The sequence below is a fragment of the Pseudomonas sp. LBUM1663 genome (genome assembly GCF_059695905.1).
The window spans coordinates 2,001,427-2,027,547 of record NZ_CP166792.1; the positions used below are offsets into that span (position 1 = coordinate 2,001,427).

General features: G+C 53.3%; 23 protein-coding genes, 1 tRNA gene and 1 pseudogene. 15 read left to right on the forward strand and 10 right to left on the reverse strand.

The genetic code is table 11. The features are described from left to right. Window positions 1-45 precede the first annotated feature (45 nt). The gene (locus ACA075_RS09055; protein WP_497298164.1) at window positions 46-735 is read right to left on the reverse strand and encodes a crotonase/enoyl-CoA hydratase family protein; all 690 of its coding nucleotides are present in this window, start codon (window positions 733-735) and stop codon (window positions 46-48) included. Window positions 736-1,043: 308 nt separating this feature from the next. Between ACA075_RS09055 and ACA075_RS09060 the strand changes: the two genes are divergently transcribed. The 8 genes and pseudogenes from ACA075_RS09060 (at window position 1,044) to ACA075_RS09095 (ending at window position 4,413) form a co-directional block, all read left to right on the forward strand. Then, window positions 1,044-1,133, forward strand: a tRNA-Ser gene (locus ACA075_RS09060). A gap of 328 nt (window positions 1,134-1,461) precedes the next feature. Continuing rightward, window positions 1,462-1,643: pseudogene (locus tag ACA075_RS09065) on the forward strand (hypothetical protein). Window positions 1,644-1,765: 122 nt separating this feature from the next. After that, entirely contained in the window at window positions 1,766-2,086 is a 321-nt protein-coding gene (locus tag ACA075_RS09070) for a YbjQ family protein (protein ID WP_461957940.1), read from the forward strand. A gap of 187 nt (window positions 2,087-2,273) precedes the next feature. Further along, window positions 2,274-2,459: a hypothetical protein gene (locus ACA075_RS09075; protein ID WP_497298165.1), complete on the forward strand. Its 186-nt coding sequence runs from the start codon at window positions 2,274-2,276 to the stop codon at window positions 2,457-2,459. Window positions 2,460-2,795: 336 nt separating this feature from the next. Beyond that, on the forward strand, window positions 2,796-3,167 hold the full coding sequence (locus ACA075_RS09080) for a hypothetical protein (protein WP_010456583.1): 372 nt from the start codon (window positions 2,796-2,798) through the stop codon (window positions 3,165-3,167). A 193-nt stretch (window positions 3,168-3,360) separates the two neighbouring features. Then, the gene (locus ACA075_RS09085) at window positions 3,361-3,789 is read left to right on the forward strand and encodes a glycine zipper domain-containing protein (protein ID WP_497298166.1); all 429 of its coding nucleotides are present in this window, start codon (window positions 3,361-3,363) and stop codon (window positions 3,787-3,789) included. A 125-nt stretch (window positions 3,790-3,914) separates the two neighbouring features. Continuing rightward, window positions 3,915-4,097, forward strand: coding sequence for a hypothetical protein (locus ACA075_RS09090; RefSeq protein ID WP_438660683.1), 183 nt, complete (start codon window positions 3,915-3,917; stop codon window positions 4,095-4,097). 106 nt (window positions 4,098-4,203) lie between these two features. Then, window positions 4,204-4,413, forward strand: a complete 210-nt coding sequence (locus ACA075_RS09095; protein ID WP_497298167.1) for a hypothetical protein — start codon at window positions 4,204-4,206, stop codon at window positions 4,411-4,413. A 581-nt stretch (window positions 4,414-4,994) separates the two neighbouring features. Here the strand turns inward: ACA075_RS09095 and ACA075_RS09100 are convergent. After that, the gene (locus ACA075_RS09100; RefSeq protein ID WP_497298168.1) at window positions 4,995-5,390 is read right to left on the reverse strand and encodes a hypothetical protein; all 396 of its coding nucleotides are present in this window, start codon (window positions 5,388-5,390) and stop codon (window positions 4,995-4,997) included. 2 nt (window positions 5,391-5,392) lie between these two features. Further along, complete coding sequence (locus tag ACA075_RS09105; RefSeq protein WP_497298169.1) at window positions 5,393-10,249, reverse strand: RHS repeat-associated core domain-containing protein; 4,857 nt, start codon at window positions 10,247-10,249, stop codon at window positions 5,393-5,395. Between the two features lie 252 nt (window positions 10,250-10,501). Here ACA075_RS09105 and ACA075_RS09110 point away from each other — a divergent pair, with 252 nt between their 5' ends. Continuing rightward, a complete protein-coding gene (locus ACA075_RS09110) occupies window positions 10,502-11,197 on the forward strand; it encodes an HAD-IA family hydrolase (RefSeq protein WP_094471427.1) in 696 nt (231 codons plus the stop codon). 118 nt (window positions 11,198-11,315) lie between these two features. Here ACA075_RS09110 and ACA075_RS09115 read toward each other — a convergent pair whose 3' ends face one another. From ACA075_RS09115 to ACA075_RS09140, 6 genes are all read right to left on the reverse strand, one after another. Then, complete coding sequence (locus ACA075_RS09115; RefSeq protein WP_497298170.1) at window positions 11,316-12,062, reverse strand: 3-oxoacyl-ACP reductase family protein; 747 nt, start codon at window positions 12,060-12,062, stop codon at window positions 11,316-11,318. Between the two features lie 533 nt (window positions 12,063-12,595). Then, window positions 12,596-14,557 (reverse strand): hypothetical protein, encoded by a 1,962-nt coding sequence (locus ACA075_RS09120; protein ID WP_497298171.1) that lies wholly within the window; start codon window positions 14,555-14,557, stop codon window positions 12,596-12,598. Continuing rightward, window positions 14,554-15,525: a TniB family NTP-binding protein gene (locus ACA075_RS09125; protein ID WP_497298172.1), complete on the reverse strand. Its 972-nt coding sequence runs from the start codon at window positions 15,523-15,525 to the stop codon at window positions 14,554-14,556. Before ACA075_RS09125 ends, ACA075_RS09120 begins: the two co-directional genes overlap by 4 nt. Then, window positions 15,522-17,411 carry a TnsB C-terminal domain-containing protein gene (locus tag ACA075_RS09130; RefSeq protein WP_497298173.1) on the reverse strand — a complete coding sequence of 630 codons (1,890 nt, stop codon included), beginning with the start codon at window positions 17,409-17,411 and terminating at the stop codon, window positions 15,522-15,524. Before ACA075_RS09130 ends, ACA075_RS09125 begins: the two co-directional genes overlap by 4 nt. After that, window positions 17,404-18,066: a Tn7 transposase TnsA N-terminal domain-containing protein gene (locus tag ACA075_RS09135; protein ID WP_497298174.1), complete on the reverse strand. Its 663-nt coding sequence runs from the start codon at window positions 18,064-18,066 to the stop codon at window positions 17,404-17,406. The genes ACA075_RS09130 and ACA075_RS09135 overlap by 8 nt, the downstream gene beginning before the upstream one ends. Before the next feature lie 263 nt (window positions 18,067-18,329). Further along, window positions 18,330-19,457, reverse strand: a complete 1,128-nt coding sequence (locus ACA075_RS09140; RefSeq protein WP_497298175.1) for a hypothetical protein — start codon at window positions 19,455-19,457, stop codon at window positions 18,330-18,332. Window positions 19,458-19,751: 294 nt separating this feature from the next. On the opposite strand from ACA075_RS09140, the gene ACA075_RS09145 reads away from it, so the two are divergent. Next, complete coding sequence (locus ACA075_RS09145; RefSeq protein WP_497298177.1) at window positions 19,752-20,786, forward strand: hypothetical protein; 1,035 nt, start codon at window positions 19,752-19,754, stop codon at window positions 20,784-20,786. Between the two features lie 277 nt (window positions 20,787-21,063). Here ACA075_RS09145 and ACA075_RS09150 read toward each other — a convergent pair whose 3' ends face one another. Further along, entirely contained in the window at window positions 21,064-22,014 is a 951-nt protein-coding gene (locus ACA075_RS09150) for a DNA-binding protein (RefSeq protein ID WP_497298178.1), read from the reverse strand. A gap of 114 nt (window positions 22,015-22,128) precedes the next feature. Between ACA075_RS09150 and ACA075_RS09155 the strand changes: the two genes are divergently transcribed. From ACA075_RS09155 to ACA075_RS09175, 5 genes are all read left to right on the forward strand, one after another. Next, a complete protein-coding gene (locus ACA075_RS09155; RefSeq protein ID WP_497298179.1) occupies window positions 22,129-23,052 on the forward strand; it encodes a site-specific integrase in 924 nt (307 codons plus the stop codon). 333 nt (window positions 23,053-23,385) lie between these two features. Further along, window positions 23,386-23,604, forward strand: a complete 219-nt coding sequence (locus ACA075_RS09160) for a BPSL0761 family protein (RefSeq protein ID WP_497298180.1) — start codon at window positions 23,386-23,388, stop codon at window positions 23,602-23,604. Window positions 23,605-23,791: 187 nt separating this feature from the next. Beyond that, on the forward strand, window positions 23,792-24,268 hold the full coding sequence (locus tag ACA075_RS09165; RefSeq protein WP_497298181.1) for an Xre family toxin-antitoxin system antitoxin: 477 nt from the start codon (window positions 23,792-23,794) through the stop codon (window positions 24,266-24,268). Between the two features lie 316 nt (window positions 24,269-24,584). Then, complete coding sequence (locus tag ACA075_RS09170; RefSeq protein WP_497298182.1) at window positions 24,585-24,752, forward strand: type II toxin-antitoxin system prevent-host-death family antitoxin; 168 nt, start codon at window positions 24,585-24,587, stop codon at window positions 24,750-24,752. A 574-nt stretch (window positions 24,753-25,326) separates the two neighbouring features. After that, window positions 25,327-25,515 (forward strand): AbrB/MazE/SpoVT family DNA-binding domain-containing protein, encoded by a 189-nt coding sequence (locus ACA075_RS09175; RefSeq protein ID WP_497298183.1) that lies wholly within the window; start codon window positions 25,327-25,329, stop codon window positions 25,513-25,515. Window positions 25,516-26,121: the final 606 nt, after the last annotated feature.

Consider the following 26,121-nt stretch of genomic DNA (forward strand, 5'->3'; position numbering starts at 1 on the left):
AAGCCCGACACGACGGTCGGGCTTTTCTGTGCAGCCTGTCCGGGCTTAACCCATGTGTTCCTGATCCAGGATGATCGCGTTGTCCAACGTATCCAGCAGCGCCTTGCGCACTTTCAGCTTGGTGTTCTTGTGCGCGGTCATGTTGATCTTCTTCAACTGACGCGCCGCCGCCAGCGCAGCAACTTGCAGCTCTTCGGCCGACACCACCACGTCGAGGAAACCGGCATCCACGGCGCTCTGTGGATTAAACATCTCACCGTTGATGACGGAGCGGTGGAACGCCGACTTGCGCAGACGATCACGCGCGATCTCGATACCGGCGTGGTGCATGGTCATGCCGATCTGCACTTCGTTCAGGCCAATGCTGAACGGGCCGTCGACACCAATGCGGTAGTCCGCCGACAACAGCAGGAACGCACCCTTGGCCACCGCATGCCCAGGGCACGCCACAATCACCGGGAACGGGTGCGACAACAGACGACGAGCCAGCGTCGAGCCGGCCGTCACCAGCGCGACCGCTTCTTTCGGGCCGGACGTCATCACCTTCAAGTCATAACCGCCGGACAGAATCCCGGGCGTACCGGTAATGATCACCACCGCACGATCAGTCACCGCCTGATCCAGCGCAGCATTAAACGCAGCAATCACGTCCGGGGAAATGGCATTGACCTTGCCGTTGCTCAAGGTCAGGGTCGCGATACCGTCTTCGAGATGGTAGGAAATCAACTCACTCATGACGCTATTCCTTGTATGAAAGTTGGGGCAGACGTTACCCACCGCCGCAGGCCAGGTAAAGCGCCGTGACTGACCCGCCAGTCACCCTTTCCCCGCCGGGCAAGCGTAGCTCGCCACTCCCGCCGTGCATTCCTCTCCTTATAGAAGAGGGTGCGAAGCCGGAGATTGGCAGGTTTGCCATCGCCCGGAACTGACAGGAACGACTAAAACGCTAAGCGCATGAAAATTCTGCAAAAAAAGTTTGCCATCAGAAAAGCTTTCGACTACATTAGCGCGCCTCGACAGACAGAACATGTTTGACGAGATACGGTGAAGTGTCCGAGTGGCTTAAGGAGCACGCCTGGAAAGTGTGTATACAAGAAATTGTATCGAGAGTTCGAATCTCTCCTTCACCGCCAAATTCGATGTAACCAGAACCCCTGATTTCGAGAGAAATCAGGGGTTTTGTGGTTTCTGGGGGCTGGAACTCAAAAAGTCCTGATACCGGCCAACGGACTTTAGGCATAGAAGCATCTGAACTTGATGTAGGAAAAAAGAAGGTTGTGTGGGACGGAACGCTGGAACGCCAAGTGGTTGGGTGCTTTCATGGGTTATGGCTCCTCCGATGATCCGTCTCGAGAGGGGGGGGGCGCTCTGCGCCTTGAAAGTACAAAATTAATCAAAGGGCATCAGACAAGGCACGCCCACTACAAGGACGGAAATGCGCACGTTATGCAGGAACTCACCATGGAACAGGCTGAACTGGAAAAGATTCATGTGAAATCGTCAAGCTGATGGCTGAGCAGCGAAAGCTGAACGCTGAAGCCGGAAAGATGACCCGTGAAACCTTTTGGTATCCCGTGGCTGTTGCGACCGGACTGATTGGCACGGTGGCGACTATCACGACGTTGGTGGTCAAGCTTCTTTGACTCGTTAACTATGCCTGAGGTCTGCGATACCCGAATTTCGAAGCCCTGCCGTTGCTGGGCTTTTTGTTTTCATCGATTGGCTGCCGAGGAATAATGCGCGCCACTATGAAGAAGGAATCCCCATGATCACCACCACAACCCACGCCATCGAAGGCCGCCAAATCACCGCGTATCTGGACATCGTCAGCGCCGAGTCGGTGCAGGGCGTCAACGTTATCCGCGACTTGTTTGCCGGCATGCGGGATTTTTTCGGTGGGCGTTCTCAGACGCTGGAGCGGGCGTTGAAGGAAGCGCGGATTCAGGCGACCGACGAGATCAAGGAGCGGGCGCGGGCGCTTCAGGCGGATGCGGTGGTGGGGCTCGATTTTGAGATCAGCATGCCGGCCGGCAAGGGCGGGATGGTCGTGGTATTTGTGACCGGGACGGCGGTCAAGCTGAGGTGAGTGACGGAATGAATCTATTTAATCGCCAACTGATTTTGTAGGAAGCGGCGGGGTCCATTCGTCGGGCATGCGGAAAACTGAATTACAAGTCCAGTAATGACCGGCTAGTCTCAAAAGCCTTGGTGGTCGATATTTTTCAGGCAATAGGGCTTGCCGGTATCGATCCCGCTTTGAGAGGGGAAGGGCTATGGCTGATCCGTATATCGAAGACGACGGGGCAGAATTTCCAATCAACAATTGTGTGCAGTGTGGCCAGACGGAGTATGTGTCTGGCTTCGGTGAAGATCCGATCCAGATCAACAAAGTGAAATCCACCGCGACCAAAGTGGTCAGGTCGAAGTTTTTGCCCAAAAGGGTGACATCCAGGAAGTAACGGACAACCGGACGAACCCCGCCAATGAGTGGGGTTTTTTATTTTTAGAGGGGCTCGACACCCCTCAATTGGCCCACAGACCAACGTTAATTTTTCTGTTGATGTTTTTTCACAAACTTTTCACACCGTCTTACGTAGGCTCAACTCATCCGTTAGAAAGCAGTATCTGGCCCGTTCCCCAGCGGGCTTTTTTTTGCCTGTCATAAAACCTTTTCCATAAAAGCTGTCCAACCGTCGCCAATGGTGAGGAGCGGCGGTTTTTGTGTGGACGTTTCCTTCTCGAAAGTATTCAATCCCCGGCTTTTCGGTTTCCCCCAATTTTTGAGGTTTTTCGTCATGCGTTTAACACTGCCTGCTCTGGTTCTGGGACTTCTGGTGACTCAAGGTGCGATGGCTGCCGGTGACGGCACCGCTGCGATCGGTGGTGGTCTGGGTGGTGCGTTGGGTAACGTAGTCGGCCAGAGCATGGGCGGCAGCACCGGCGCGGCAATCGGCGCAGGTGTTGCGGGCGCAGCCGGCAGTGCCGTGGCCGCACGGAAAGGCAGCCGCACCAAAGCGGCCATTGGTGGCGGTGTCGGCGCGGCCGGTGGTTCGGTGATCGGCAACAGCCTGGGCGGCAAGACCGGTTCGACCATTGGCGCAGGCTTGGGCGGCGCATTGGGCGGCGGCGTGGGCAGCAATCTGGCCAAGGGTCACAAGCGTCACTGATCCTGAACGGTCACATCGAAATGCCCGGCTCAATGCCGGGCTTTTCGTATCTGGATGTTTCGTTTTTCACAGACTTCGAATTTGCAGCTGTCCAACCTTCATCGCTGGCCGGATTCAGTGGGTGCAGGTGCTAGACTCACGCCCATCCGCAATGCGTACTCTTACCCCCGATGCGGAATTTGAGGTTCATATCATGCGTTTGACATTGTCCACGTTGTTTCTGGGACTTTTGGTCGCTCAAGGTGCAATGGCTGCCGGTGATGGCACTGCGGCAGTGGGTGGCGGCCTTGGCGGCGCACTGGGTAACGTAGTGGGCCAGCAAATGGGCGGCAGCACAGGCGCAGCGATTGGCGCCGGCGTTGGCGGCGCTGCGGGCAGTGCGGTTGGTGCGAACAAGGGCAGTCGCACAGAGGCAGCGATTGGCGGTGGATTAGGCTCGGCAGGCGGCTCGGTGATTGGCAATAGCCTCGGCGGTTCTACCGGCTCGACCATTGGCGCAGGCCTGGGCGGCGCAGCAGGTGGGGCGGTTGGCAACAACCTGGGCACTGACAGCGGCAAGTCTCATTCCGGTGGCGGTCACAAAAACAATCACAAGAACAAACATAGAAATAAAAATCACTGATTCGACATCGAGTGAAACCAGAAACCCGGCCAAGGCCGGGTTTTTCGTATCTGCTCGCTCGACCCCGGAACGTTTGGTCGCAGGCCGCCTCGAACGTCATACACCCCAACGTTGTGAGGACTGCCATGACTCCTGAAACCGAAGGCAAGGAAGAAAAAGGCCCGAGCGGGCTTCCGTTCATCAATGACCCCGGCAACGAAGATCCGGGTTCTCTGATGGATGACGCAACGGTGCCGCTTAACGATTCCGATGACGCCGGCGATGTGGGAAACCTCGAGTATGAAGAAGAGGAAGAAGACGAAGACTGACCGGCGTTGTAGTGCTATCGACCGATCGTCTTTCTGATCGAACGCAAGCATTGCCCAGCCCTCGAAATTTCAGGGCCTGCTTTTCAGGCCCTTCGAGAGGTGCTTTATGAATGCTGATCCGAAAGTCGACGATGACGACACCCCTGAATACCCGCTGCCGTCGCCCACCGATGCCTTGAGTCGCGATCAACGTCCGCCAGACGACGACACTGCGGTTGAGCAAGTGCCGACTGATGATGTGAAACGTGGCGATGTCGAGGCCACGCCCGAAGATCCGGATATTGCCGGTAACGATGCATCCGGTGAGCCGAGTTGAAAAACCATTCGTCGATTGAGCGGCACCATTAAAAAGCGATCGCTGCCAGATATCAGGTACGCACCTTTTTAAAGGAGATGCACCATGATCAGGTCAACATTGATGGTCCTGACGGTGAGCGGCGTGTTGTCGGTCAGTTCAATAGCGGCGTTTGCTCAATCTTCCGGTAATGATGCGCCGGTGGATAAGGGCGGGATGCCGCCGTCTACTGAAATGAATGCGGGTTCTGGCGATGGGAAGACGCTGCCGCCAGGCTCTATTGGCGGAGGGAGTGCTGGTGAAGCGAACGGGAGTAGCACGAGCCCGGGAGCGGGAAGCGGGTCGATGAGTGGTGGAAGTTCGATGGGGAGTGGTTCTGGGAGTGGGTCTGGAGGATCCGGTAGTTCTGGTGGTTCGGGGATAAGTGGTGGGGGGAGTGGTGGGAGTTCGGGGAGTGCGGGAGGAGGGACGGGTGGTGCTGGTGGTGGGACGAGCGGTTCCGGCGGTTAATCCAAGTTCTTCTTGGAGGATAAGCCCAGTCCGAACTGGGCTTTTTTGTTAATAGCGTGCTGTGGCTAAATATGATTGTTAACTTCCGCCGGCTAGTGCGTGAACGATGCAAGCCAACGCTTATAGAAGTCCCTTTGTTGTTGAATATCAGTTGTGATGTCTTTGTCTTCAAAATCGAAGATATTAACCACGTCTTCAGTTTCAGCTGGGCGTCCCATATGAAGCTCATACGCCACTATGCCGCCGGCCATTTGCGATGCCATACGCGAGGGATACACGTTGAGCTTAGCGCCTTTGCATAGAAAATTTATTTCCTGAAAATCGGCTCGCAACAGCCCAAAGCATTCGTAAAGATCATGAGCGGTGTATGTTTTTTTCAAGCCGTTTTTCGTTGTGAAAACCAATGTCAGATTTTTTCGGTCGCATTCGATTGAAACTTTCTCGGTTACTCCGCAGGAGTTTATGGATATTTCTATTGTTTTGTTCACGATCACTTCCTGCGTGGGTTGGGGGTTGAGTAGCCCTTGTAGCTGCCATCGGCGTTGACGGGGGTCACACCGAGAATGTCTCGACTGTCTACTCCGCCAGGCAAAGCTATTTCAACCTCACCTCTATGAGGCGAAATCATGCCGAGTTTTTTATTCACATCTATCCCGCGAATGTTTTTTATTACATAGACGAACCCGTCTTCATATCCATAACCTGTTGCAAATTTTATAGCTTCCTTTTCCGAAGTCGAGGTACTGACAAAGAAGCTGGGAGGGCTTCGGTTGTCCAGTGCGTGTAAGTAAAGGTCCATGCTGTCTCCCAAGGGCTCAAAGCCGGCTTCAAATATCTCCCACGATTCCCGTGAATCTCCGCGATATAAATAACGATTTTTCGGTTTAGGTGATGGAGCGCTAGGCTCCCCCTCATCAACCTTCGCCTTCCCCGCCGGATCCTCATCCCCAAACGAAGGCCTCTTACATCCATCCGCTCCAGGACAATCATTCAACCCCAACGGATCAACCCACCCCGTGGGATTGCGCGTGTACTGATATCCGTTTAACCCACCCGCCAACTTACTCGGATCCGGCGTCAGATACCGTCCCACATCCGGGTTGTAGTACCGGTGCCGGTTGTAATGCAGTCCCGTCTCTGCATCGTAATACTGCCCCTGGAACCTCAATGGCTGATCCAGAACCTGATGGGTATCACGATTGAGGCGAGTCAGGCGGCCATAGGCGGTGTACTGGGCAGCCCAGATAATGTCGCCGCCGTAGTCGGTGAGTTCTTGCGGTGTCCCAAGGTGGTCGAGTTGGTAGTAGAACGGGCAGGCCTGGCGCGGGCCTTTGCCGTCGAGCATGGCCAACGGGCGGAAGGTGCCGGGTTCGTAGACGTAGCTGCGGTAATGCTCGCGGCCACTTTCGGCGACGAGGTTGTCGCCCTGCCAGAAGTACTCGGTGGTATGGCCGTCGACGGTTTTGCTGATGCGGCGGCCGAAGGCGTCGTAGCGGTAGCTGGCGGTGTTGCCGTTCGGGAGGGTGACGCCGGTCAAGCGGTGCTGGCAGTCGTAGCGGTATTCGGTGACGAGTTTTTGGGCGGTGCCGCGGCGCTCGCGGATCAGGTTGCCGAAGGCGTCGTAGTCGAAATGGCGATCGCCTTGCATCAGCAGGCGATTGCCTTTGAGGGTGACGGGGCCTGGACGGTCCTGCATCAACAGGTTGCCGGCGGGGTCATGGGCGAAGCTTTCGGGCTGCTGGTCGCGGGAGTGGCGGACGCGGATCAGACGGTCGAGCGGATCGTATTGATAGCTGCGTTGGCCATGACGGGTGTCGGCGATGTGCTCGAGATTGCCGTTGGCGCTGTAGGCATAGTCGCGGCGATACAGTGGCTGGTGTTGCTGGCTGACGGCGTGGCCTTTAAGGCGGCCTTGTTCGTCGTAGTCATAGTGGTTGAGCAACAGGCCTTGCTGGCGTTGAAACTCGCGGCCGGACTTGTACGTGTGGCTTGTAAGGCGTGTGCCGTTGAGATCGATGGCTGTCAGCGCGCCGCCCTTGGCGTGGTGATAGTCGAGTTTGCTGTTGTCTGGCAGACGCAGATAGTTGAGTTTTCCGCAGGCGTCGTAGGCATAGCGCAGCGTGCCCCACCCCTGATGCTCGGTGATCAGGCGATTCTGCTGGTCGTACTCGAACTCCAGCGGATGGTCCTGGCCGTCATCGACGCTGACCAATCGACCGAGGCGGTCATGGCGATACTCGACGTTGACACCATTGGGCAGGTTTTTCACCAACAGGCGTCCGGCCGTATCCCGCTGATAACTCGTAAACAGCTGCGAGCCGTCATCACCGAATTCGGTTTTTTCCAGTAGATGGCCGTTGAGGTCGTAGGCATACGCTGTGCGCCGGCCATCGAAGCCGGTTTCCTGTCGGATCAATCCGCCGGGCGTGTAGTCCAGTCGATAGTGTTCGCCGGATTCGTTTTCGATATCTGTCAGGAGCATCCGGGCGTTGTCGTAGCGATAACGCAGCTGCGTGCCGTCGGGATTGATTCGGCGGCTGACCAGGTGCAGGTCATCGTCGTATTCAAAACGGGTGACGCGCCCCAGTTCATCGCGTTCGGTGGTGATTTTGCCGTAGGCGTTGTAACTGAACGCGCGGCTGGCGCCTGTAGGGAGAATCGTCTGGATCAATCGGCCAACGGCGTCCCATTGGTATTGAGTGACGGCGCCGTGTTCGTCCTGGCGGGCTATCTGCCGACCCAATACATCGTAGGAAAAACGTCGCTGACTGCCGTCCGGCAACGTCTCTTCGACCAGTTGCCCGATGGCATCCCACACGAACACATGACGGCTGGTGTCCGGGCAACGGATAGACAGCAGCCGTCCTTGAGCATCGTAGTGGTAGTGAGTGATGTGACCGTCGGGATCGATGGCCTCGGTGACATCCCCTTGAACATTGCGTCGGTATTTCCACACCGCTTTACCGCGATATCGCGCATGCAGGAAACCGTAGCGATATTCGTAGGACGTTGGTTCGTCTTCCGGTGGAATCAGCGCGATCAGCCGCCCGACCTCGTCGTAGCGATACTGGGTGATCGCCCCTGATGGACCGCGCTCGGTCGTCAATCGGCCCTGGTCGTCGTAAGCCTTGAAATGCTCGCCACCATCCGGCTCAACCCGACGCACCAATCGCGCCTTATCGTCATGGACATAAACTTCTTCGCTGCCATCGACGTTTTTAACCAGCACTGCGCCGTCGTCATCCCAGGCATAACGCGTATCCATCTGCGAAAAGGTCGCCCAGTGCCTGACACATCTGGCCGCCTTGCCAGACCTTTCCCACTCCCAAAAGAAACTTGCCCCACCGGCCAGTTGCCGCTGGAGAATCACGTGTTGATCGTCGTAGTCGTACCGCTCGCTTTCGCCGGCAGCATTGGTCGCTTCGATCAGGCGGTGACGGGCGTCGTACCGGTAGGCAATCAGCGTTTGCTCGGTATGCCAGGCATCCACCAACCCGTCGGCGGAGTGAAACGACTGATACTCGACCGTCATGATGTGCCGGCGTTCGTAACGCAATAGCAGTGAACGTCCCGCGCCGTTGTCGATGCGTTGAATGCGATCCTGACGGTCGCGGGTGATGTGCAGCCGGTTGTCGTAGGCATCACTGATGGTCGTCAGCCGACCCTTCACAAAGTGATAGAACCGCGCCGTCTCACCGGCCAGTGCGAGGACCAGTTCTTCAGGTTTGTTCCCCAGGTAAATTGCGGCCCGGGACAGGCTGTTATGAATCGCCGGACGCAAAAGACTGGGCATTGGAAACGTCGTGCGACGGTTTTCATGGTCGGTCCAGACGACCTGTTCTGCGTCCAGCTCCAGGCGATGCGCCAGCGAATGACTCCATCCCCAACCCAGCCCGCAATCCATTTCCACGGCGCTGGTTCGGTACAACCGGGTAAACGCGAAAGGCAGCAAGCCGTTAAGCGATCCATCGTCGAGTGTCAGCAATTCTTCGCCGGTGACCATCGACACCGGGCATCCGTTGGTGCAAGTCAGCGGCCCGCAATCGGCGCTGTCGCCGTTGGGGTTTTTCGCTTGATCGGGAACGTCGTCACGGTATTCCTGCCGGCCCAGTCGGGTCATGGCTGCGGATTTGTCGCGAGCAATGGCGACCGGATTTTTCACTAACAAAACTGGCGTAGTGCCCGTGCTGATCTGCAACGGCACGGCGGGCGCGGGGTTTAGCGGAGCATTTCGGACATTGACCGCGAGGGGTTTTAGTACGCCCGCGTGGGGCGTCAGGTCGGATTTGGCCTCCAGCCCGGCCAACCTCAGGCTCGCGGCGGCCAGCCATTTGCGCGCACGCTCGGATTTGACCTTGTCCAGTACCTTGGCGCTGATGCCGAGCTTCAGTCCGGTAGGGCCCGTGAAGCGCGCGAGCAGGAAGCCGATCAGTATTCCTGTGCGAATCTCCGCCACAACTTCGGCGATGAACTGCGGCGGCAACATCCTCAGCCAACTGGTGATCGCCGCCAGATGAATGAACATCAGCGGCTCATCACTCAACACCAGCAGCAGGTTGGCGATGGATTCCGCTGAAGCCTCCAGCAGCGTTTCAAGTTCGGTTTCGGTCAGGTACTCAAGGAGTTTTTCACTGTTCGCTTGCAGGTCCGCGATCAACTCGTAGATCTGCTTCACGTCATCCCACAACCCGTTCAGCGAATTCTCGAAACCGCGCCAGTCGGCCTGTTGCAGCAGGCCGTAACGCTTGATGAAACCGGCCTCGGCGAACTCGGCCCATGAGGGTTCGAATTCGGTCGTCCACTCGTTACGCAGCCAGCCTTCCAGACCTCTGATGACGCCTTGATAAGAGGCATAAAGCGCTTTGACATGTTCAGCGGAAACATTCGGGAAGAAGGTGATGCGGTAACGCAGGCTGCGTTCGCACTCGCGGATTTCGAGGATGCCGCTGGGGCCGATCTCGTCATAAACCGGCTTGCCGAACGTACCGTCAGCGTTCAAAGGCTCAAGCATCACCGGGGTGTTGCCGATCGGCACGAACCGCGCTGCGTCGAACATGTGCACCAGCGTCAGGGGACCCGCCGCCCGGCACGCGGCGACGGTGGAACTGACAGGCGTGGTGGAATTCTTCGGCGCGACCAGTCGGACTTCGTTGCCGACCTTGAACACTTGCTCGATATCCAGCGCCTTGCCGGTCCAGAAACTTTCGGCCCAGGCGTCGTAGTCATTGAGGCAAAGCCGGAAGTCACCGAGCAGTGCTTCGACATTCGGCTGCTCGGGGTCCATGGCGGCAACCACCAGCAAGCCGATGGCGTTATTCAAGGCCAGTACCTTGTCAGGTACGAACATTCGCAGTCCCTCGCGCAGATCAAGTTTGAGCGCGAGACTTTGCTTGGGATCAACGGGTAAAGAAGTCGGGAAAGGAGGCTTTTTATGTAGGGAAAATCGCTAAATGACGACGAGCACTTTTTGTATCTGTCAGGGATTGCCCGTTGCTCGATGGCCGCCGCGCTCGCTATGCTGCTGAATCCTTTAATCGATCACGGACCCGGCCGCACCTGAGCCGCCTCTGGGATGTCATTAGAAAACGGATCAGATGCGATGAATGCACCGCTGAATGAATACGGCCCGATCAAGGCCGTGATTTTTGATATGGACGGCTTGCTGCTGGACACCGAGGGCATTTATACCGAGGTCACGTCCATGATTGCCGCGCGCTACGGTCGGGTCTTCGACTGGAGCATCAAGCAGAACATCATCGGCCGTGGCGCGGGTGATCTGGCGCGGTACGTGGTCGAGGCGCTGGAGTTGCCCATCACCGCCGAAGAGTTTCTGGTGATTCGCGAACCGCTGATGCGCGAGCGTTTTCCGCAAGCGCTGGCGATGCCCGGCGCCGAGGAACTGGTCAGGCACTTGAAAGCCAACAACATTCCAATCGCAGTCGGCACCAGTTCTTCGCGTCAGTCGTTCGGCCAGAAAACCACCTTGCACCGCGACTGGTTCGCGCTGTTCGACTTTGTTGTGACGGCCGATGACCCTGAAGTGGGCGCGGCCAAACCGGCGCCGGACATCTTCCTCACGGCGGCGCGGCGCCTGGGCGTTGCGCCCGAAGACTGCCTGGTGTTCGAAGATTCGCCGTTCGGTGTCACGGCGGCGAAAGCGGCGGGGATGACGGCGATTGCGATTCCCGACGCGGCGATGGCTGACGAAAAGTATGCGCACGCCGATGGCATTCTTCGTTCGTTGAAGGCGTTCAAGCCGAGTGCTTGTGGTTTGCCAGCCCTCGAATGGGCTTGATGTAGAAATGTGGGAGTGAGCCTGCTCGCGAAAGCGGAAGGTCAGACGACATCAATGTCGCCTGACACACCGTTTTCGCGAGCAGGCTCGCTCCCACATTTTGATTGCGTCTAGCGCATCAGGCGCCAAAACCACCGTCGATGGTCAGGCTCGCCCCTGTGATGTAACCGGCTTCCGGCCCTACCAGGTAGGCGACAAAACTGGCGATTTCCTCTGCTTTGCCGTAACGGCCCACAGCCATCAGCGGGATCAGGCTGTCGGCGAAGTCACCGTCGGCCGGGTTCATGTCGGTGTCGACCGGGCCCGGTTGCACGTTGTTGATGGTGATGCCGCGCGGGCCGAGGTCGCGGGCCAGGCCTTTGGTCAGGCCGACCAGCGCCGACTTGCTCATGGCGTAAGGGCCGCCACCGGCGAAGGGCATGCGGTCGGCGTTGGTGCTGCCGATGTTGATGATGCGACCGCCTTCAGTCATGTGCTTGGCGGCGGCCTGGGTGGCGATGAACACGCTGCGCACGTTGATGGCCAGTGTCTGGTCGAAATCTTCGAGTTTGAAATCCTCCAGTGGTGCAACAGCCAGCACGCCAGCGTTGTTGACCAGGATGTCCAGGCGGCCAAAGGCTTCTACCGTGGCGTTCACGGCGCTGCGAATGGCCCCGGCGTCGGCGCTGTCGGCCCTGATGGCGAGGGCTTTGCCGCCATTGCCAGTGATGCTGTCTTGCAAGGCTTCGGCTTTGGCCGTGGAGCTGACGTAGGTGAAGGCAACAGTCGCGCCTTCAGCGGCCAGGCGTTTGACAATGGCGGCGCCGATGCCGCGGGACCCGCCTTGAATCAAAGCCACTTTGCCGCTGAGGTTTTGAGTAGTCATAACGATCTCCGAAGTCCCGAGGCGAGATGTCTCGGTTGATGGAGCCTAGTATCGATTGCGGATTACACGCTGTCTTCGGTGGTCATCAGAAAATAAAATTGCCTTGTTTCAGATCAATGGGTTGAGGCCCGTAGGTCATTAAAGGGTAAAGAATAAAAGCACTAGTTTGTAAAAAAATAATATCCGGAGTCATTTGAAGTTAAAATTCTGAGAGCGGCAGATATGACGTTTTTAATTATTTTATAAGTTGAAACCTGGGCGTGGGAATTTGATTGAGGGTGGCCCATAAAGCGACTCTCTGTTGCTATGGATAACGTTGAAATTTTCTTTGGAGGGGAGAGGAGAAGGGGAAGTGTACGATGATAGGGGGGGAGGAGGTAAGCCAGTGGATAGAAATGTATTTATCCACGGAAGTCCGCACGTGTCTCTACAGATTGCGTGTGGGGTGTGCTTCTCATTTGGAATTGTTTAAGTAGATTGTAGTTCGCTCTGAATTGATGTATCTGTTGCATTGAAAAAAATGTCAATGTTGTCTAGTCACGAAACGGTGGGGGGCAGTCATAAGTAGAAGTTCGTTTTTTTAAGTTACCCTTACTCTTGATCGTTCCTTTGCGTTTTTTTGTTGTTGGGCGAGTGCTAAGATTATAAATTTCAGCTTTGCTGTAAAGTGATTGTTTGTCTCCGTTAGAATAAAGTAGTATGCACGACGGTTTGAGGTTGAATGAATTCAGCAGTCTGTTGGTTTTATTTCGTCCACATCTAAATATTCTAGTGATCTGTTCTATGGATAGGTGTTGCTGTAAGTGGCTGCTCATAGTGTTTATGTGAGCTAATGAATAACGGGGGGTGCAATCGATAAATTCTGGTGTAATTAGACCTGTAAGAACAAATCGATACTGTAAAAGTTTGCCTGAGATATTTAAAAATGTAGCAGCTTCATTGGTTGTGTAGCAGCACCTGTTATCTTCGGGTGTGCGCTCTGTAATAAATACAGGCTGCTGGAGCAAATTCTCTTCAGTGACGTTGCTATTCAAGTTAATTGTTTTAAAGGAGTTGTGGACGCCTTGAGTCGGAGGCAGAACGATTGGGAAAAGGGAAGGGGGGTTTTTCAACGCCTTCTCTAATTTTTCCCAGGCGGCATGTATTATATATTGCTCGTAAACATACGGGCCGAGTTTGTCATGATCCGAAGAGATACCAAGTTGGTTAAGTAAGCGAACTGTTTTTATCGGCGTTGTTTTCAGAAGATTTGAAATCTGTCCCACGAGGATGAATTTGTCGCGAAAGTGCTTTACCGAGAGTTTAGTGATTAAGGCACGATGCCCGCTTCCTGATTTTTGATTTTGGCTGGATCTCTGTAAGTATCCCAATTCGGCTAACTGCAGTACTGTCCCGCTGCTGCATTGTAGTAGTTTGCCCGCTTCTGGTGTAGATAGATAATTTAATTCGCTGATTTCCTTTTCGGATTTAAGATGAAGTTTGCTTTCGCGTAAAAAATGGATAATTCTACAGATAGGGGTAAAGCTATGATAGTAACATTTTCCTGTGGGGCGCCGATTTAGATGAAAGTTTTTATAGACGAAAGATCTGTCTTTTGGCCAATCTTCCCAGTTGCCTATGGAGTAAATAATTTCATTTATGGTTAGTTGGACGTCCGCGCAGCATCGTTCGGTAAGGCAAATTTTATTGAAGGTTGATTTTTCTATAATCATGCCACCGGCGATTTCTGCTAACAGAGGATGACCTGAAACCCAAGGTGATAAGTGCATGGGGCGTGTGAATCCAGGGTATTTCGCTACTTGTGTATTGATCATCGTCTTTGCATGTTGCCGAACAGTGTCTAGGAGAAAGCAAGGTTTTTGTTCGTTTTCAGATTGTCTTGAGTGCCAGATATTTTCACATATTTGTGCTATCTCGGTTATTCGTGAAAGCTGTGGTAAGTAGGTGTCAGGGCCAAATGTCTCGAGGTTCTGCTCTTGGAGTAATTTAGCGTTTTTGCATGTAGTATTTCGCCGGTCAGATCCACACTTGCAGAATAACAAATTAGCTGTTGTCCAATGTTCAGTCTGATGGCAGTCGGGGCACTTTGTGATAATCCGCGTTCTATGGATAGGGCAGATGGTTAATCCATGGATGTCCTGAAATACAGTAATAAGCTCTTCACTCAAACATTTCGGGCAGTACGCGAAGTGATGTAGAAAATTCGAGCGGCAGACGGAAAGCTCATCAATAATCCATAGTGCAACCCCAGTATTTTTCACCGCGTAAGTATTTGCTATGATTGATTGCTCGATTGTTGGCGTAACCATAGCTAAAATTTTCATGATAGGTGATTCTTCTGTCAATAAATCTAGTCCGTTCCCAGTACAAGGAACTTTCAGAGCCGTACACATAAATGCGACATTTCGGTAACCGTTGTGAAGTGCTGTGCGCATTAGAACGCCTTTGGGACTTTCCCACTGCTGAGGTTTTGCAACATAACAAAGTTTGTTCATTTTTCAGCCTTCAATAATTGGTTGGCTTTGGCTTTTAATTCTTTATTAAGTTGTTGAGAGCTCATGCGAAAATAGTTTGGGCTACAACAAAATGCCAGGTCATCAGCAGCATTCGCAAAATCCGATATTGTCAGGATGAAGTCCCCTCGAATCAGGGCGAGTCGGAAGCTATCATGTAGCAAGTTACTTAATCTTCTAAAATTTCCCTGGGTTGCCAGGTATATGGCATTGTAGTGGTTTGGATCCGTTAAATGAGGGTAGCTTTTCAAACTTCCTAATCTGACAATTTCCCGTTGCAAACCTGCAAGTACACCAAGCAAAACAGGTTTTGTTTGCTCTTCAGCTAAAGGAAGAGTTTTCAGGCGGGCGCGATAGGGGAAGCGGTCACTTAACTCTTGAATTGTATTGATAGTACTTTCGGCTCCGGGCGATCCTGATATTAAAAACGGTATGCCAGAGTTGTTCATAAGTTTAATTAACCAGTTGCATAGCGAGTTTTTTGTTTTTGATCCGCCTTTTTCAGCAATATGGTGAAAATCATCAAATATCACCAGTTTTACTTCCATTGTAATAAGTCTTTCTATGATCATAACCTCTAGAGATGTAACACTTTGCATGTCGTTTGGGTGCTCATTAAGAGTTCTGGCCATCACCATGGATAAGCTTCTTATCGTAGCGGATTCAGGTAGTTCAATATAAACGCAAGGACGTTTTTCTTTCACGCATTGGTCGTCCTCAACGTTATTAGCTAGTCCTAGCTGTTTTTCAATCATGTGGCATAGTCTGGTTTTTCCAACTCCAGTGGTACCTATCAACATGGCGGAAGATGGGTCTTTTCGGTTATGTGTGGTATCGATGCATTTTGTAATCAGCCGCATGGCTTCCTGATAATCCGGGTACCAAACCGTACAGGCGGATAAGGATTCCAAGATTTCGTTGATGTTAGTTTCTTGAGCAACATTGTTCATAACTTCTCTACCTCGAAGTTAGGAATATCTTCAATATTATGCTGGGCATTGTCGGTCTCTGAAATATCAGTCTGGTTGTTCGCTGTTGGGTCTTTGGGTTTGGAAACGTTTTGTTTTCTCGCCTTATTGCGCAGTCGACGTGTATCCCGATATTCCTCGGCCATTTGTTGTCGAAGCTCCAATAAGGCGGCGTCGGGATTGCTGTCGTCGAATGTGCGACCCTCTGCCAAGTATTTCGCGTGCAAAGTCTGATGTTCTGAGAGAGTTAAATTATTTTGGTACTCTGGCTGGGTGGCATATGCTCGCTCTCTCTCTCGAGGCCTATCCGGGTGCGCGATCCATATTTCGCCTAAATCTAAAGGGTTGTAATAACATATTGCCTTTTGCCCGCTTTTTAGTTTCGAACGGATTTCCTGAAGGCCCGGGCCATACCAACTTAAGCATAAAAACTGTACTCGCCCGGCAGCGGTGATGTTGGCATACTGAACACGTCGGCATAGGATATTTAGGTCTTCCTCAGAAAACTTTTCCGGCGGCAGCCTATTTTTCATTCCTCGTTCCCACGCAATTGCCGGAGGCATATTTAACGCGCGATGCTTGCGTTGGTGGTATACGTTCTCTAACCAGTATTCGACGTGTCGATTCAGGCTTTCTATTGTGTACGCCGCTTCCCGTTCAGAATTGTAATATTCACAGTCCGAAGGATTAGACATAGTGGTTCCCGCTTGTTCATGTAACCATAGTTCAAAGGTTTCAAAAAAACGTTCTAGGCGCGCCCGTGCATTTGGCGCATAGGGGGGACCTCGAGTATGAATAATGTTCAATCGATCTAAAAACTCATGGATTACGATGTTGATAAATTCAGAGCCATTGTCGCTGTGCAGTGCGCGCGGTTTGCCTCGACGACGTTCTTCGCCGATCACCGCCTGAAGTGCTTTATTCAGTGCGCGAATAGTTTTTTCTGCACAGGGGTACGTAGCTGACAGCTCCCAGCCAATAACGCATCGAGTCTTGATCTCTAGGATAACGGTCCAATATACGATATGCCCGAGTAGATTTCCTTCCTTATCAATAACGTTTATGTCTAACTGATGTGTATCTATTTCAGCGAGATCCAGTATCTCGTCCGGTTCTGCGCCGAGCTTGCTCGAATGATGGTGTTTTTTTACATATTCCGAGCCATGCCGCGCACTATCAGCGGATAACTGACACAATCTGGCTATCTTTCGCTGGACAGTAGACAGTGCAGGCTTTTTCAACAGTAATGTCGAGTAACCCTCTCGGCGGCGATTAATTACGGCGATCTGGCCGCAGACATAGCTGTGTATACTTTTTACTTTTGCTGGCGGCGCTCTGAAATACCACATTTCAATCATTTCTTGGATTATCGCTTCAACTTCTGGATCTAGGCGTTTACCACGCGGCGCTGAGCTATGTTCTTTCAGTAAACAAAATCGGTCGCAATTATGCTCACGATAGCGTTTAGACCATTTGTACAACGAGTTGTAGCTGGGGGGTGAGGGGTCATTTATTTCATTTTTTAGTTTAAGGATAAGTGCTTTGGTTGCCTGTTCAGGAAGGGACCCACCTAGTTGTTTGAGCGCAGAATCGACATAATAGTGTTTTCGCTTGGCGGCGATGACCTGAGGGTCTTCTGGATTGAGAAAAGCTAAGGCCTTGGATCCCGCTCCTGGCGGGCGTGCGAATTGGACAATGTTTCGATGGACCAGATCCTTAACTAGTGCACTGACGGTCATGGATAGGGTATATAGGCGCTCCAAGTCCCTTAGTGTCACCAGTTCCTCGTCGACATAAATGACCTCCATGACCCGGCCATTAATGAGGTATTGGCTGCCGACCGCGATGTCTAATGGTTTTTCATTCATGTGAGATGGCCGGATTGACTACGAGGTTCAACGTCAAACGCTGGGTCAAATCAGCGATTAATTGTCCTGTGAATAGGTTGTAGCAAATGGTTCCGATGTCCGGAGCGGCGCTATCTTGCATCAGATCACCCAACGTCGTCGGCCAGCTCCGCTTTTGCAAATAGTGAAAAAAGTACATTTGCTGTTGTTCGTTGTAAGGCCTTATTCGACTGTACAGGTCTTTGAGAGTCTGAAATTTCGGCGAACCGGTGATACTCTGCTGGTCGCAGCGGTGAAAGGCCCAACCTTCCTGAATGCAAAGCGCATTGAAGCTGTTCATTTTGTCCAGTCGACTTAACCGTTGTTTGTTGAAATCGTACTTTACCTCCGTAAAGTAGCTGTCACCGTGCGTGAGTACGACGAGAAAGTCCGGCGTATAGACATAGTGCTGATCGTCATCAATCCAGGTAAAGGTATGCGGCTGCGTGTAATACTGGACGACCTGTGCGTCGTACTCCAACCAGATGCAATAGTCCGATTCCAGCACCGCATCACACTCCATCGAATGGCCATTCTTCAAGGATGGAAAAACCGAGATGAAATTTTGACGTCGCCGCCGAATCGATTTACGTGCAGGCCCATCGTCGAGGTTGATTTTTCCTGACGTGATGATCATCTTGCGATCTCCCGCTGCAGAGCTTCGTTAAACGATAGTTTGGTTTTTAGCCAAGAGCTTTAGCCGGGCCACTAAGTGTTCGCGGGGGCTCACGAGAGGCACTTGTGCTAAGTAAGTCCCTCACTTTGAATTACGATCCGAGTTGCCATTGTTTGTTTTGGGTAAGTCAGAGTTCCTTGGAGCACGTAAAGTCGAGCGCAGAGTGCAGAGTGCAGAGTGCACGCTCTTTTTCCATACTTAGTAAATCAATCTGTAAGTTTACGCTAGTGTGTGCGCTTACGTTTCTGTAACTTAGAATGGCTGTGGCGGTACACCATCTCAACTTTATTTTTCGATGGGCGGCGCACCTGGCCTAATTTTATATAGACAGTATGGTTAGGGGGGATGGCGGATTGTATTCCTGATAACACTCCGGTTCTACTAGATTTCATTTCGAGTTCTTGAAGTATCAGGTACAAAGTACTGCGGCTGAGTACCTTGACTTGGTCATTGACAATAAGTAATTGATTGCGGCGCGTAAGTTCCATGACGATAACTCGAACCAATGCGCTGTAACGAGAACGCACTGGGTAGATCCAGCTCGCATTGGCGTGGTGCCTCACAATATCTTGAACCACTTTCGGTTGGCGATCGATCCGCTGGCGCCTTGGAGCGTTTTTTGAGGAACCCGTAGCAACCCTCTGTGGTGGAGTCTGGTGTGTGGGTATGGAGATTGCTTTTAGCTCGCGGAAATGTTGTGGTGGGAGGCGCGATGGTGCATCCGCACGTAGCTCAGCGTACCCATCAGCAAATTCCGTCGAACACAGCAAAAAAGATCCTTCTAGAGAATCGACTACCTCAAAGTCGGTACCACGGTACTTGTAGCGTTGTGCAACTCGAGCATGCATGGATACCCCACCAAGCACTTTTTCAAACATCAAGTCCGCGGCCTTGAGGGTGGCTTGCTTGAGCGTCGCGCCGGAAAAATATCGGCATGCAAGGATGTTGGAGGACCGGAGCTCCGTCGCCGTCGTCATGTAGTACGGGTCACTTAGGCGGGTATCAACGTTCTTCAGTTTTATTTCCATGAAGGGGGAGTCGATTTTGGTCGTTGTCGGGGCAAAGAACGGCGTGCAGGTGCGTGGGTTCCTGGTCCACGTAGGTTGAGTACGATCGAAGTGTCTCTCATGCGAGAGCGAATGACGCGAAAGCAGGTTCAGCGGCGCTGACAATGCGCTGAAGTCTATCCGACTGTCGACGATCCGACGGTTCCGACGCAACTGGCCGTTATCGCTCCTAAAGCTATCATCCCGTACCAAAGGGTTTGGTTGTAACGGCCATTGTTTTGCCACTTGACGCAGAAGCTTCGGCTTCAAGCGTTCATTCGGCAGAAATAGGTATGTGATCTTCATTTCCGTACTCCGTCGCCAATATGGGGCACCGCCTCCTTGTGGTAGGTGTCGCCATTATCAGCCGTAAACTCCATCGATCCAAAAGATTGTTTTTCTGGAAAATGCACAAACTCGTGGACCTAAGTGGTGTGCTAGACATATATATGTTTTTTTTATATGCGATGGATGGTTCTATTACATAATAATTACGTATTGCCTGTTATGTCGTTTAGTTATTCACTAGATAGCGAAGTGTTTCTGACGCCTGTTTTGGCCAGGTGTTTAATAATGTGAAAATTTTTGTAGTATCACTACATGATGAAAGACCCTGACAGAGCGGCAAATAAGCTAGATCTGCGCCCGTATCGAAAGGCGATCAACCGCGTACGAGCGATCGTATTTATCAATACCTTAATCATTGCCGCCAAAATCAAGCGCGAACCTAGCTCACTCATGCGCTGGGGGCAGGACTTCGAGCGACAGTTTTTGGGGTTTAGGTGCGATGATCCGAGTATGAAATGGAGGCGTTACTTGCGCGGTGTTTTAGTCGCGCCAAGTTTACGAGCGGCCCTGTGCAAACGCTTTACTATCGTATTTATGGTGCTAATTAACCCATTGTGGGTGGTGTTGTTCCAACTGGAGGCGTTTTCGCACGAATTAGACAAGCTTGTACGACTCGGTGCGGGCAAGCTTGAATGGCGCAAACTGCATGAACGCAACCGGCGCACACGGGAAAGGTTGGCTGGAAGCATCCAGAGTGATGACCATTACCTGGACAAGTGCTCGCTCAAGCACTGGCAGCCGATCGCATATAGTGATTGGGGATGTTTGTGTTTTGCGCTCGTTATCCTTTGGAGCCGCTCGTCTCGTTTGGAAGCGCAGCGGGTTTGGCTGAGTCGGCGCTTTTCCCAGTTTTTTTTGTTGGTGTGCCTACATCCTGAGATGACGGGAGCAACGCGCTTGTTGTTTCAGATTGTAGATCGCCTGATTCGTCAGGTCGTTCTTTGTCCTGTTCGCGGTTGGCCAAGTAGTCTGCAGCAGTTCAAGCGCCGATTGAAAAATCTACGTCGCCTTGTTCGCGCACTTCAGCGGCAATGTGGAATGAAGGAGAATCAAGCATTAAAAATGGTGCACGCTATGTTCATTGATTTGGACAATGTGGTACCGCGGCTGACAGACGAAGATGTGTGCGCACCCCGCACGCCCATCAATTTTTGTTCACCAAAATTAGCCCCGCTATTCAAGCGATGTCGCAAACAGATGCGCAGGAAAAATGGAAGGTACTTTTCCTTCAAACGGTGGAAGCTGGATGTTAAGGCGGTGCAGGGTTGGAAAATATCCACAATCTAATTGGCGGTTTACCAAATCGCTGCTGTAGCGATAGATGGCGCGCTCAGTGGTGTTAATCTGCGCAAGGTGTGCACAGCAGCGGCGTAGTGTCTGCCGTTCTGCCGTTCTGCCGTTCGAAGTGGGATTCAGGCGCTGCGCGTCGCGTGTTCACGCCCTCTCAATCTGAACGCGTTAATCAGCGTTCTGATTAACGAGCGAGACGCGAGCTCGGCAATCAAGCGGTGAACACAGATGCGGCGTATCTTTCGCGACCGATAACCGAGTGGAATGCCCCGTTTTAGGCGGGAGGCGCCAATTGACTCAGGAGGGTTCGCAGCGTTTCAATCTGACGTGTCTGTTCCCGCAACTGCCGCCGGTTTTCGCGGTGTTGCAGCAGATAAGGTTTCACCCGCTCCCGCAATACCGCTTGCTCAGTCAGCGATTGGCGCAATTGTTCGCTCAATACGTCGTTGGTGTGCTGACTGTCACGAACAGTCTTGGTTTGTTGTCGAAGCAGCTCCTGCTGCGCCCGGTGTTCATTGAGCATGCGTTCGTGCTCGCGGTACACAGTGACCAACTCTTCTTGTTTGGCCAGTTGTGTGCTCTGAAGGCTCCGCAGTTCTTGGCGTAGCTGCTGGGTTTGCTCGTCATGCCGGCGCAGTTCCTGCCTACGCTGGGTCCGTTGCTCCTGTCGATAGTGCTCCAGTCCTACTCGAGCATGTTTATGTTTGTCCTCCAGTGATTGCAGCTGATTAGCTCGGTCTTCAAGTAGTTGTTGCTGGCCCGTCACCATCTGTCGCAATTGCTGACGCTCTCCTTCACCTTCTTGTAGCTGCTCGCGCAGTAGCCGTTCGCACTCGCGTTGTTGCTCTAGTTCGTTTGTCAGGTGGGTGATGGTGGACTGTGCTTGTTCAAGACGTTCGCGCAGCTGCACACGTTCTTGTGTGTAGCCGACATTCAGGCGGTCGAAGTACTCGCGTTCTTCGGCCACAGCATCCTGAGCTTGCTGAGTCAGGCGTTCGGCTAGACTACTGACTAAGGTGAGTAGTTCTTCATTGATGCTTGGCGGCGTTTCTTGATTGACCGAGTGGCTGCCGTTCAGTTCTTTCAAGTACCGTTGAATGGTGCTTTTCGAACCGGTGTTGCCCAATTCGACCCGCACCAGGTCGATGCTCGGATGCAGCCCGCGAGCCAGCAGGGCGTCACGCGCCGCGTGCACCAGAGCTTTGTTGATACCGCCGCGGGCCATGTCAGGAGCTCCTGTAGGATTCCCGGTAGTTATGGAGTATGGCGCATAGCGGCTGACATGCCTGACTTGTACTTCAGTCGGGTAGCCATCCGCAGTTGGAAGGAGGGCACTTGCATGACGACGGCAGAGCGTTACCTGCAGGCCGCGCGCCGGGAAAGTACGACGCGGCGCTATCAGCAAGCCTTGGCGCATTACGAAGTCGGCTGGGGCGGTTTTCTCCCAGCCTCCAGTGACAGCATCGTGCGCTACCTGGCTGAGCATGCTGAGCTGTCCATCAATACCTTGCGCGGTAATCTGGCGGCCCTGGCGCGCTGGCATTTGAACCATGGATTTACTGATCCGACCAAAGCCCCGCAGGTGCGTGACGTGTTGCGTGGTATTCAAGCCTTGCACCCGAGGCCGGTGCGCCAAGCCGAACCCTTGCAACTGCGGGAGCTGGAGCAGTGTGTGACGGCCCTGCTGCTGGAGGAGACGTCGCCGAATCCGACGGTGCGTTTGCGCGCCTGTCGCGATCGGGCGTTGTTGTTGCTGGGCTTTTGGCGGGCTTTTCGCAGCGACGATCTGTGTCGCCTGCGGATTGAAACCAACCAGTTGGTGGTGGGTGAAGGGCTGAGCCTGTTTTTGTCCAGCAGCAAATCCGACCGTGAACATCAAGGCCGCACCGTCAGTGTGCCGGCGTTAAAACGGCTGTGTCCGGTCCAGGCCTATGAAGAGTGGCTGGCGCTCAGTCAACTGCAGGCGGGGCCGGTGTTTTGCAGTATCGACCGCTGGGGCCATCTCGCCCCGACCGCCTTGCACCCCTACAGCGTAGCGCGGGTGCTGCGTCGGGCGTTGACCCGCAGTGGGGTCGCGGGAGAGCGCTACAGCGGCCATTCGCTACGTCGCGGTTTTGCCACCTGGGCCACGCGCAATCAATGGAGCCCCAAAGCCTTGATGGAATATGTTGGCTGGCGCGATGTGCACAGTGCGCTGCGCTACGTCGATGCTGGCGAGGCTTTTGGTCACTGGCGAAGCGACAGTACGCCAGAGTCAAAATGACTGCGCGAACGCCGATTTCGTACTGCGCTACGGCCTACGATATTACACCTGTACAAAACCGCCAGTGATCGGAAAAGCGGGCCAATCCTGAGGTTTGAGAATGTAAGATTCTCAAACCTCACTGCGGTTTTTGCCCGGTGGCCTTGATGGACGGTACGCCGAGGAGGACAGGGGCCTGATTCTCGAAAAGCCCGGGCCGATCCCGGCGATAGACTCAATGGGCCGTCTTGGTTTAGGTGTAGGCTGTAGACGATTTACCAGGCAGAAAACTACGTCGGACGCCAGCGAGCTCAGACCGGCTGGACCGTGCACGGTGTGTGCGAGGAGGACACCATGACAATGCCCAACGAGCGCACGCGCGCACTCATCCAGACGCGAGACTTTCTGGTCGAGCTTGCAGAAGATTCCGCGCTTTCAGCGTCCATGCGACGTCAGGCCCGCCAGCTGTTACGGCATTATCCCCATGCAAACGAGATCCTGCGGGCCGGGCAGCTCGAAGAGCGAAGGGTCGACCGACTGACCGAGCCCTTCCTGGGCTCCAGCATCGATTGACCGCCGTGGCAACTCATCATCAGCCCAAAGCCGCTGATCCTGGTCTGTGGATACGGAGAGGCTAAATAGCTCCATCGCCTTATCGACCTAGGGCGTTATGGAATTCCACTGGCGCTCAATGGCGCTTCCGGTTAGACCGGCGTTAGCTCATATTCCATTGGATGGGCAATCATTGGGAGGACGTTTGATGGGCACTTCACCTGCGACTCGACGTCCGGCAAAAAAGAAAGCTGTGTCCCGAGAGGAGGGCATCGCTGCCTTTTGGCGATTCAGTTCCGATCAAGAGCCGCTGACGGAATCGGAGCGGCTGCACCAAATAAAAGTTGGTTTTCCCGCTGATCTCATCCAGGTTGTTCGTTTGGCCTTCGACCTTCAAGACCGCCACCTGGAAACGCTGCTCAATGCATCAACTTCGGCGCTTGAACGACGACGGCGCGCTCACAAGAACCTTGATCCTGTGGCCTCCGAGCGTTTGGACAGAATTGCTGTGGTCAGTCACTTGGCCGAGGCGATATTTGAGACAAAAGTGACTGCCACACAGTGGATGTCGACACCGAATAAAGCGCTCGGTGGGACTGCACCGATCATGCTCTGCGAAACCGAGATAGGAGCTAAACAAGTTCGTCGTATTCTTCAGGCACTGGAGTGGGGCGGTGCTGCCTGATGGCACCTGGCGACGACCCGCTGGTACGAAATGTGCGACCGATCTTCGGGGATTCATCCTGGGAAATCCGACGGGTCGGTATTGCCATGGTCGACCAACCACTGCCAGTCGAGTGTTGAGAGAAAAACGAAAGTTTCATCGAGACCCGCTTACGCGGCGTCAGCTAAATGACTGGGCAGGTGCGGATTTTCGGCTTTTCCTTTAGGGGACGCTGGAGCGTGTTTGCCTAACGATTACGATTATAGCGGTTCGTTGCATGCAAGTGAGGGGTACATGACGCTATGCTCTAGAACCCCATACACAAGGTGCCTCAGTTATGTTTACAACCGTCAGCTGTAGCCAAGCTCGCCGGCGACTCCGACGCCTTATTGCGCTGGTCGCCCACGGACACAGTTTCGTCATAACCAAGAACGGGCGAGCAATTTGCCGCTTGGAGGGGGCCGAAGCGATTCAGCTTGATCATGGCTCCTCATACAAGGCCTGATTGTGATGCCTACAAGACGAGTCTACGCAACTTGGGAGTAAGCGTCCGTCCAGCTCACCTTGCACAATTTAAGGTGTGTACCCACATGCACCGTAAGCCCAACCTTTCCTAGCCAACCTAGAGCTGTTTATCGTATTCGCTCAGAGCAGATGAGATTGACAGCCGATTTCTGCCTGTCGCCGCCATCTCTTTGGGTCGACTTCGACTACTCGTGATACCGAGAAACCAAATGACGACGAGACTCATCGCGCGTGCTGGTTGATGCGTCGTTTTGTTTCTCCACTTTGCACTTAAATATCAGCTCTAAGGGAAAGGAATCTTTTCTCTAAATGCATAAATCACCCGCAATGACAAAATTTCTTTACTTAATCCTAAAGCTTTACGCGCAGCGTAAGCTGCGCGCCTAGATACGAAATGCAGCGCCGAACCACCCGAATGCATCGAAATTCACCATTATTCCCACAGTGAAGACCGGCAAAGAACGGCCAGAAGAAGTTAGCATCACGCTTCAACTGGAGAAGACATTTCGAGCATAATGAATTATGCCCGACAAGACCAAAGTGTGAGTAACCTCATGACCGAAGCCCAACGCTGGACAGTGAAATGCCAAGATCCGGCGGATGGAAGTGGCGACGTCATCATTGACTTGCCGCCTGACCTACTCGCCAGCTTAGGACTGAGCATCGGTGACGTACTGACCATTGAAGTGATCGACGGTGCGATAGTTCTGACGCCGAAATCGAGCGACTTTACTACACCCTGAATCGCGTCGGTGCCCTTGATCTGATCTTCAAACAAGCATAAGCGAACGGCACATCTCAGAGGTTGCGACAGTCCGCTTTGCCGAAGCTGCCTGTCGTGATGGGAACCTAACTCTTTCTAGCTCACCTAGATTTGCTCAAACACGTTGCCTGGTTGCAGAGCCGTTTGCAGATGTCCCCGGTGTAAGCATCATGTAGTGCATGATGGAGGAAGACGGCTTCGCTGGACCTGACGCGATGATGTAGCTTAAGCGTGGTGTTGGCATCGCCTTCATTATCAAAAAAGAATCGTTTTTTTGCGTCGTTCCATGGGTATCTGAGAAGCATGCGGATCGTTTCCGTGCTCCTGCCATAGCCACGCGTAAAGAACTCCGTGCAAGGTACGAGTATCGTTACGCCGTCGTCGCTCGTGAGCTTGATCAACATGGTTCGGCGGTCTGAATTTTGAAGTTTCAGAGGGCCGACCAAGCCTACTTCCTGAGCGGAGACGGAACTCCAATCATCCGTGTTGAAAGACACTTTTTTTCGGTAAGGTAAGACAGGGGAAGGTGACCCACCAAGGCACCACCGGACCATACGCTGCCGAATCTCAAGCTGCCTAAATGGGT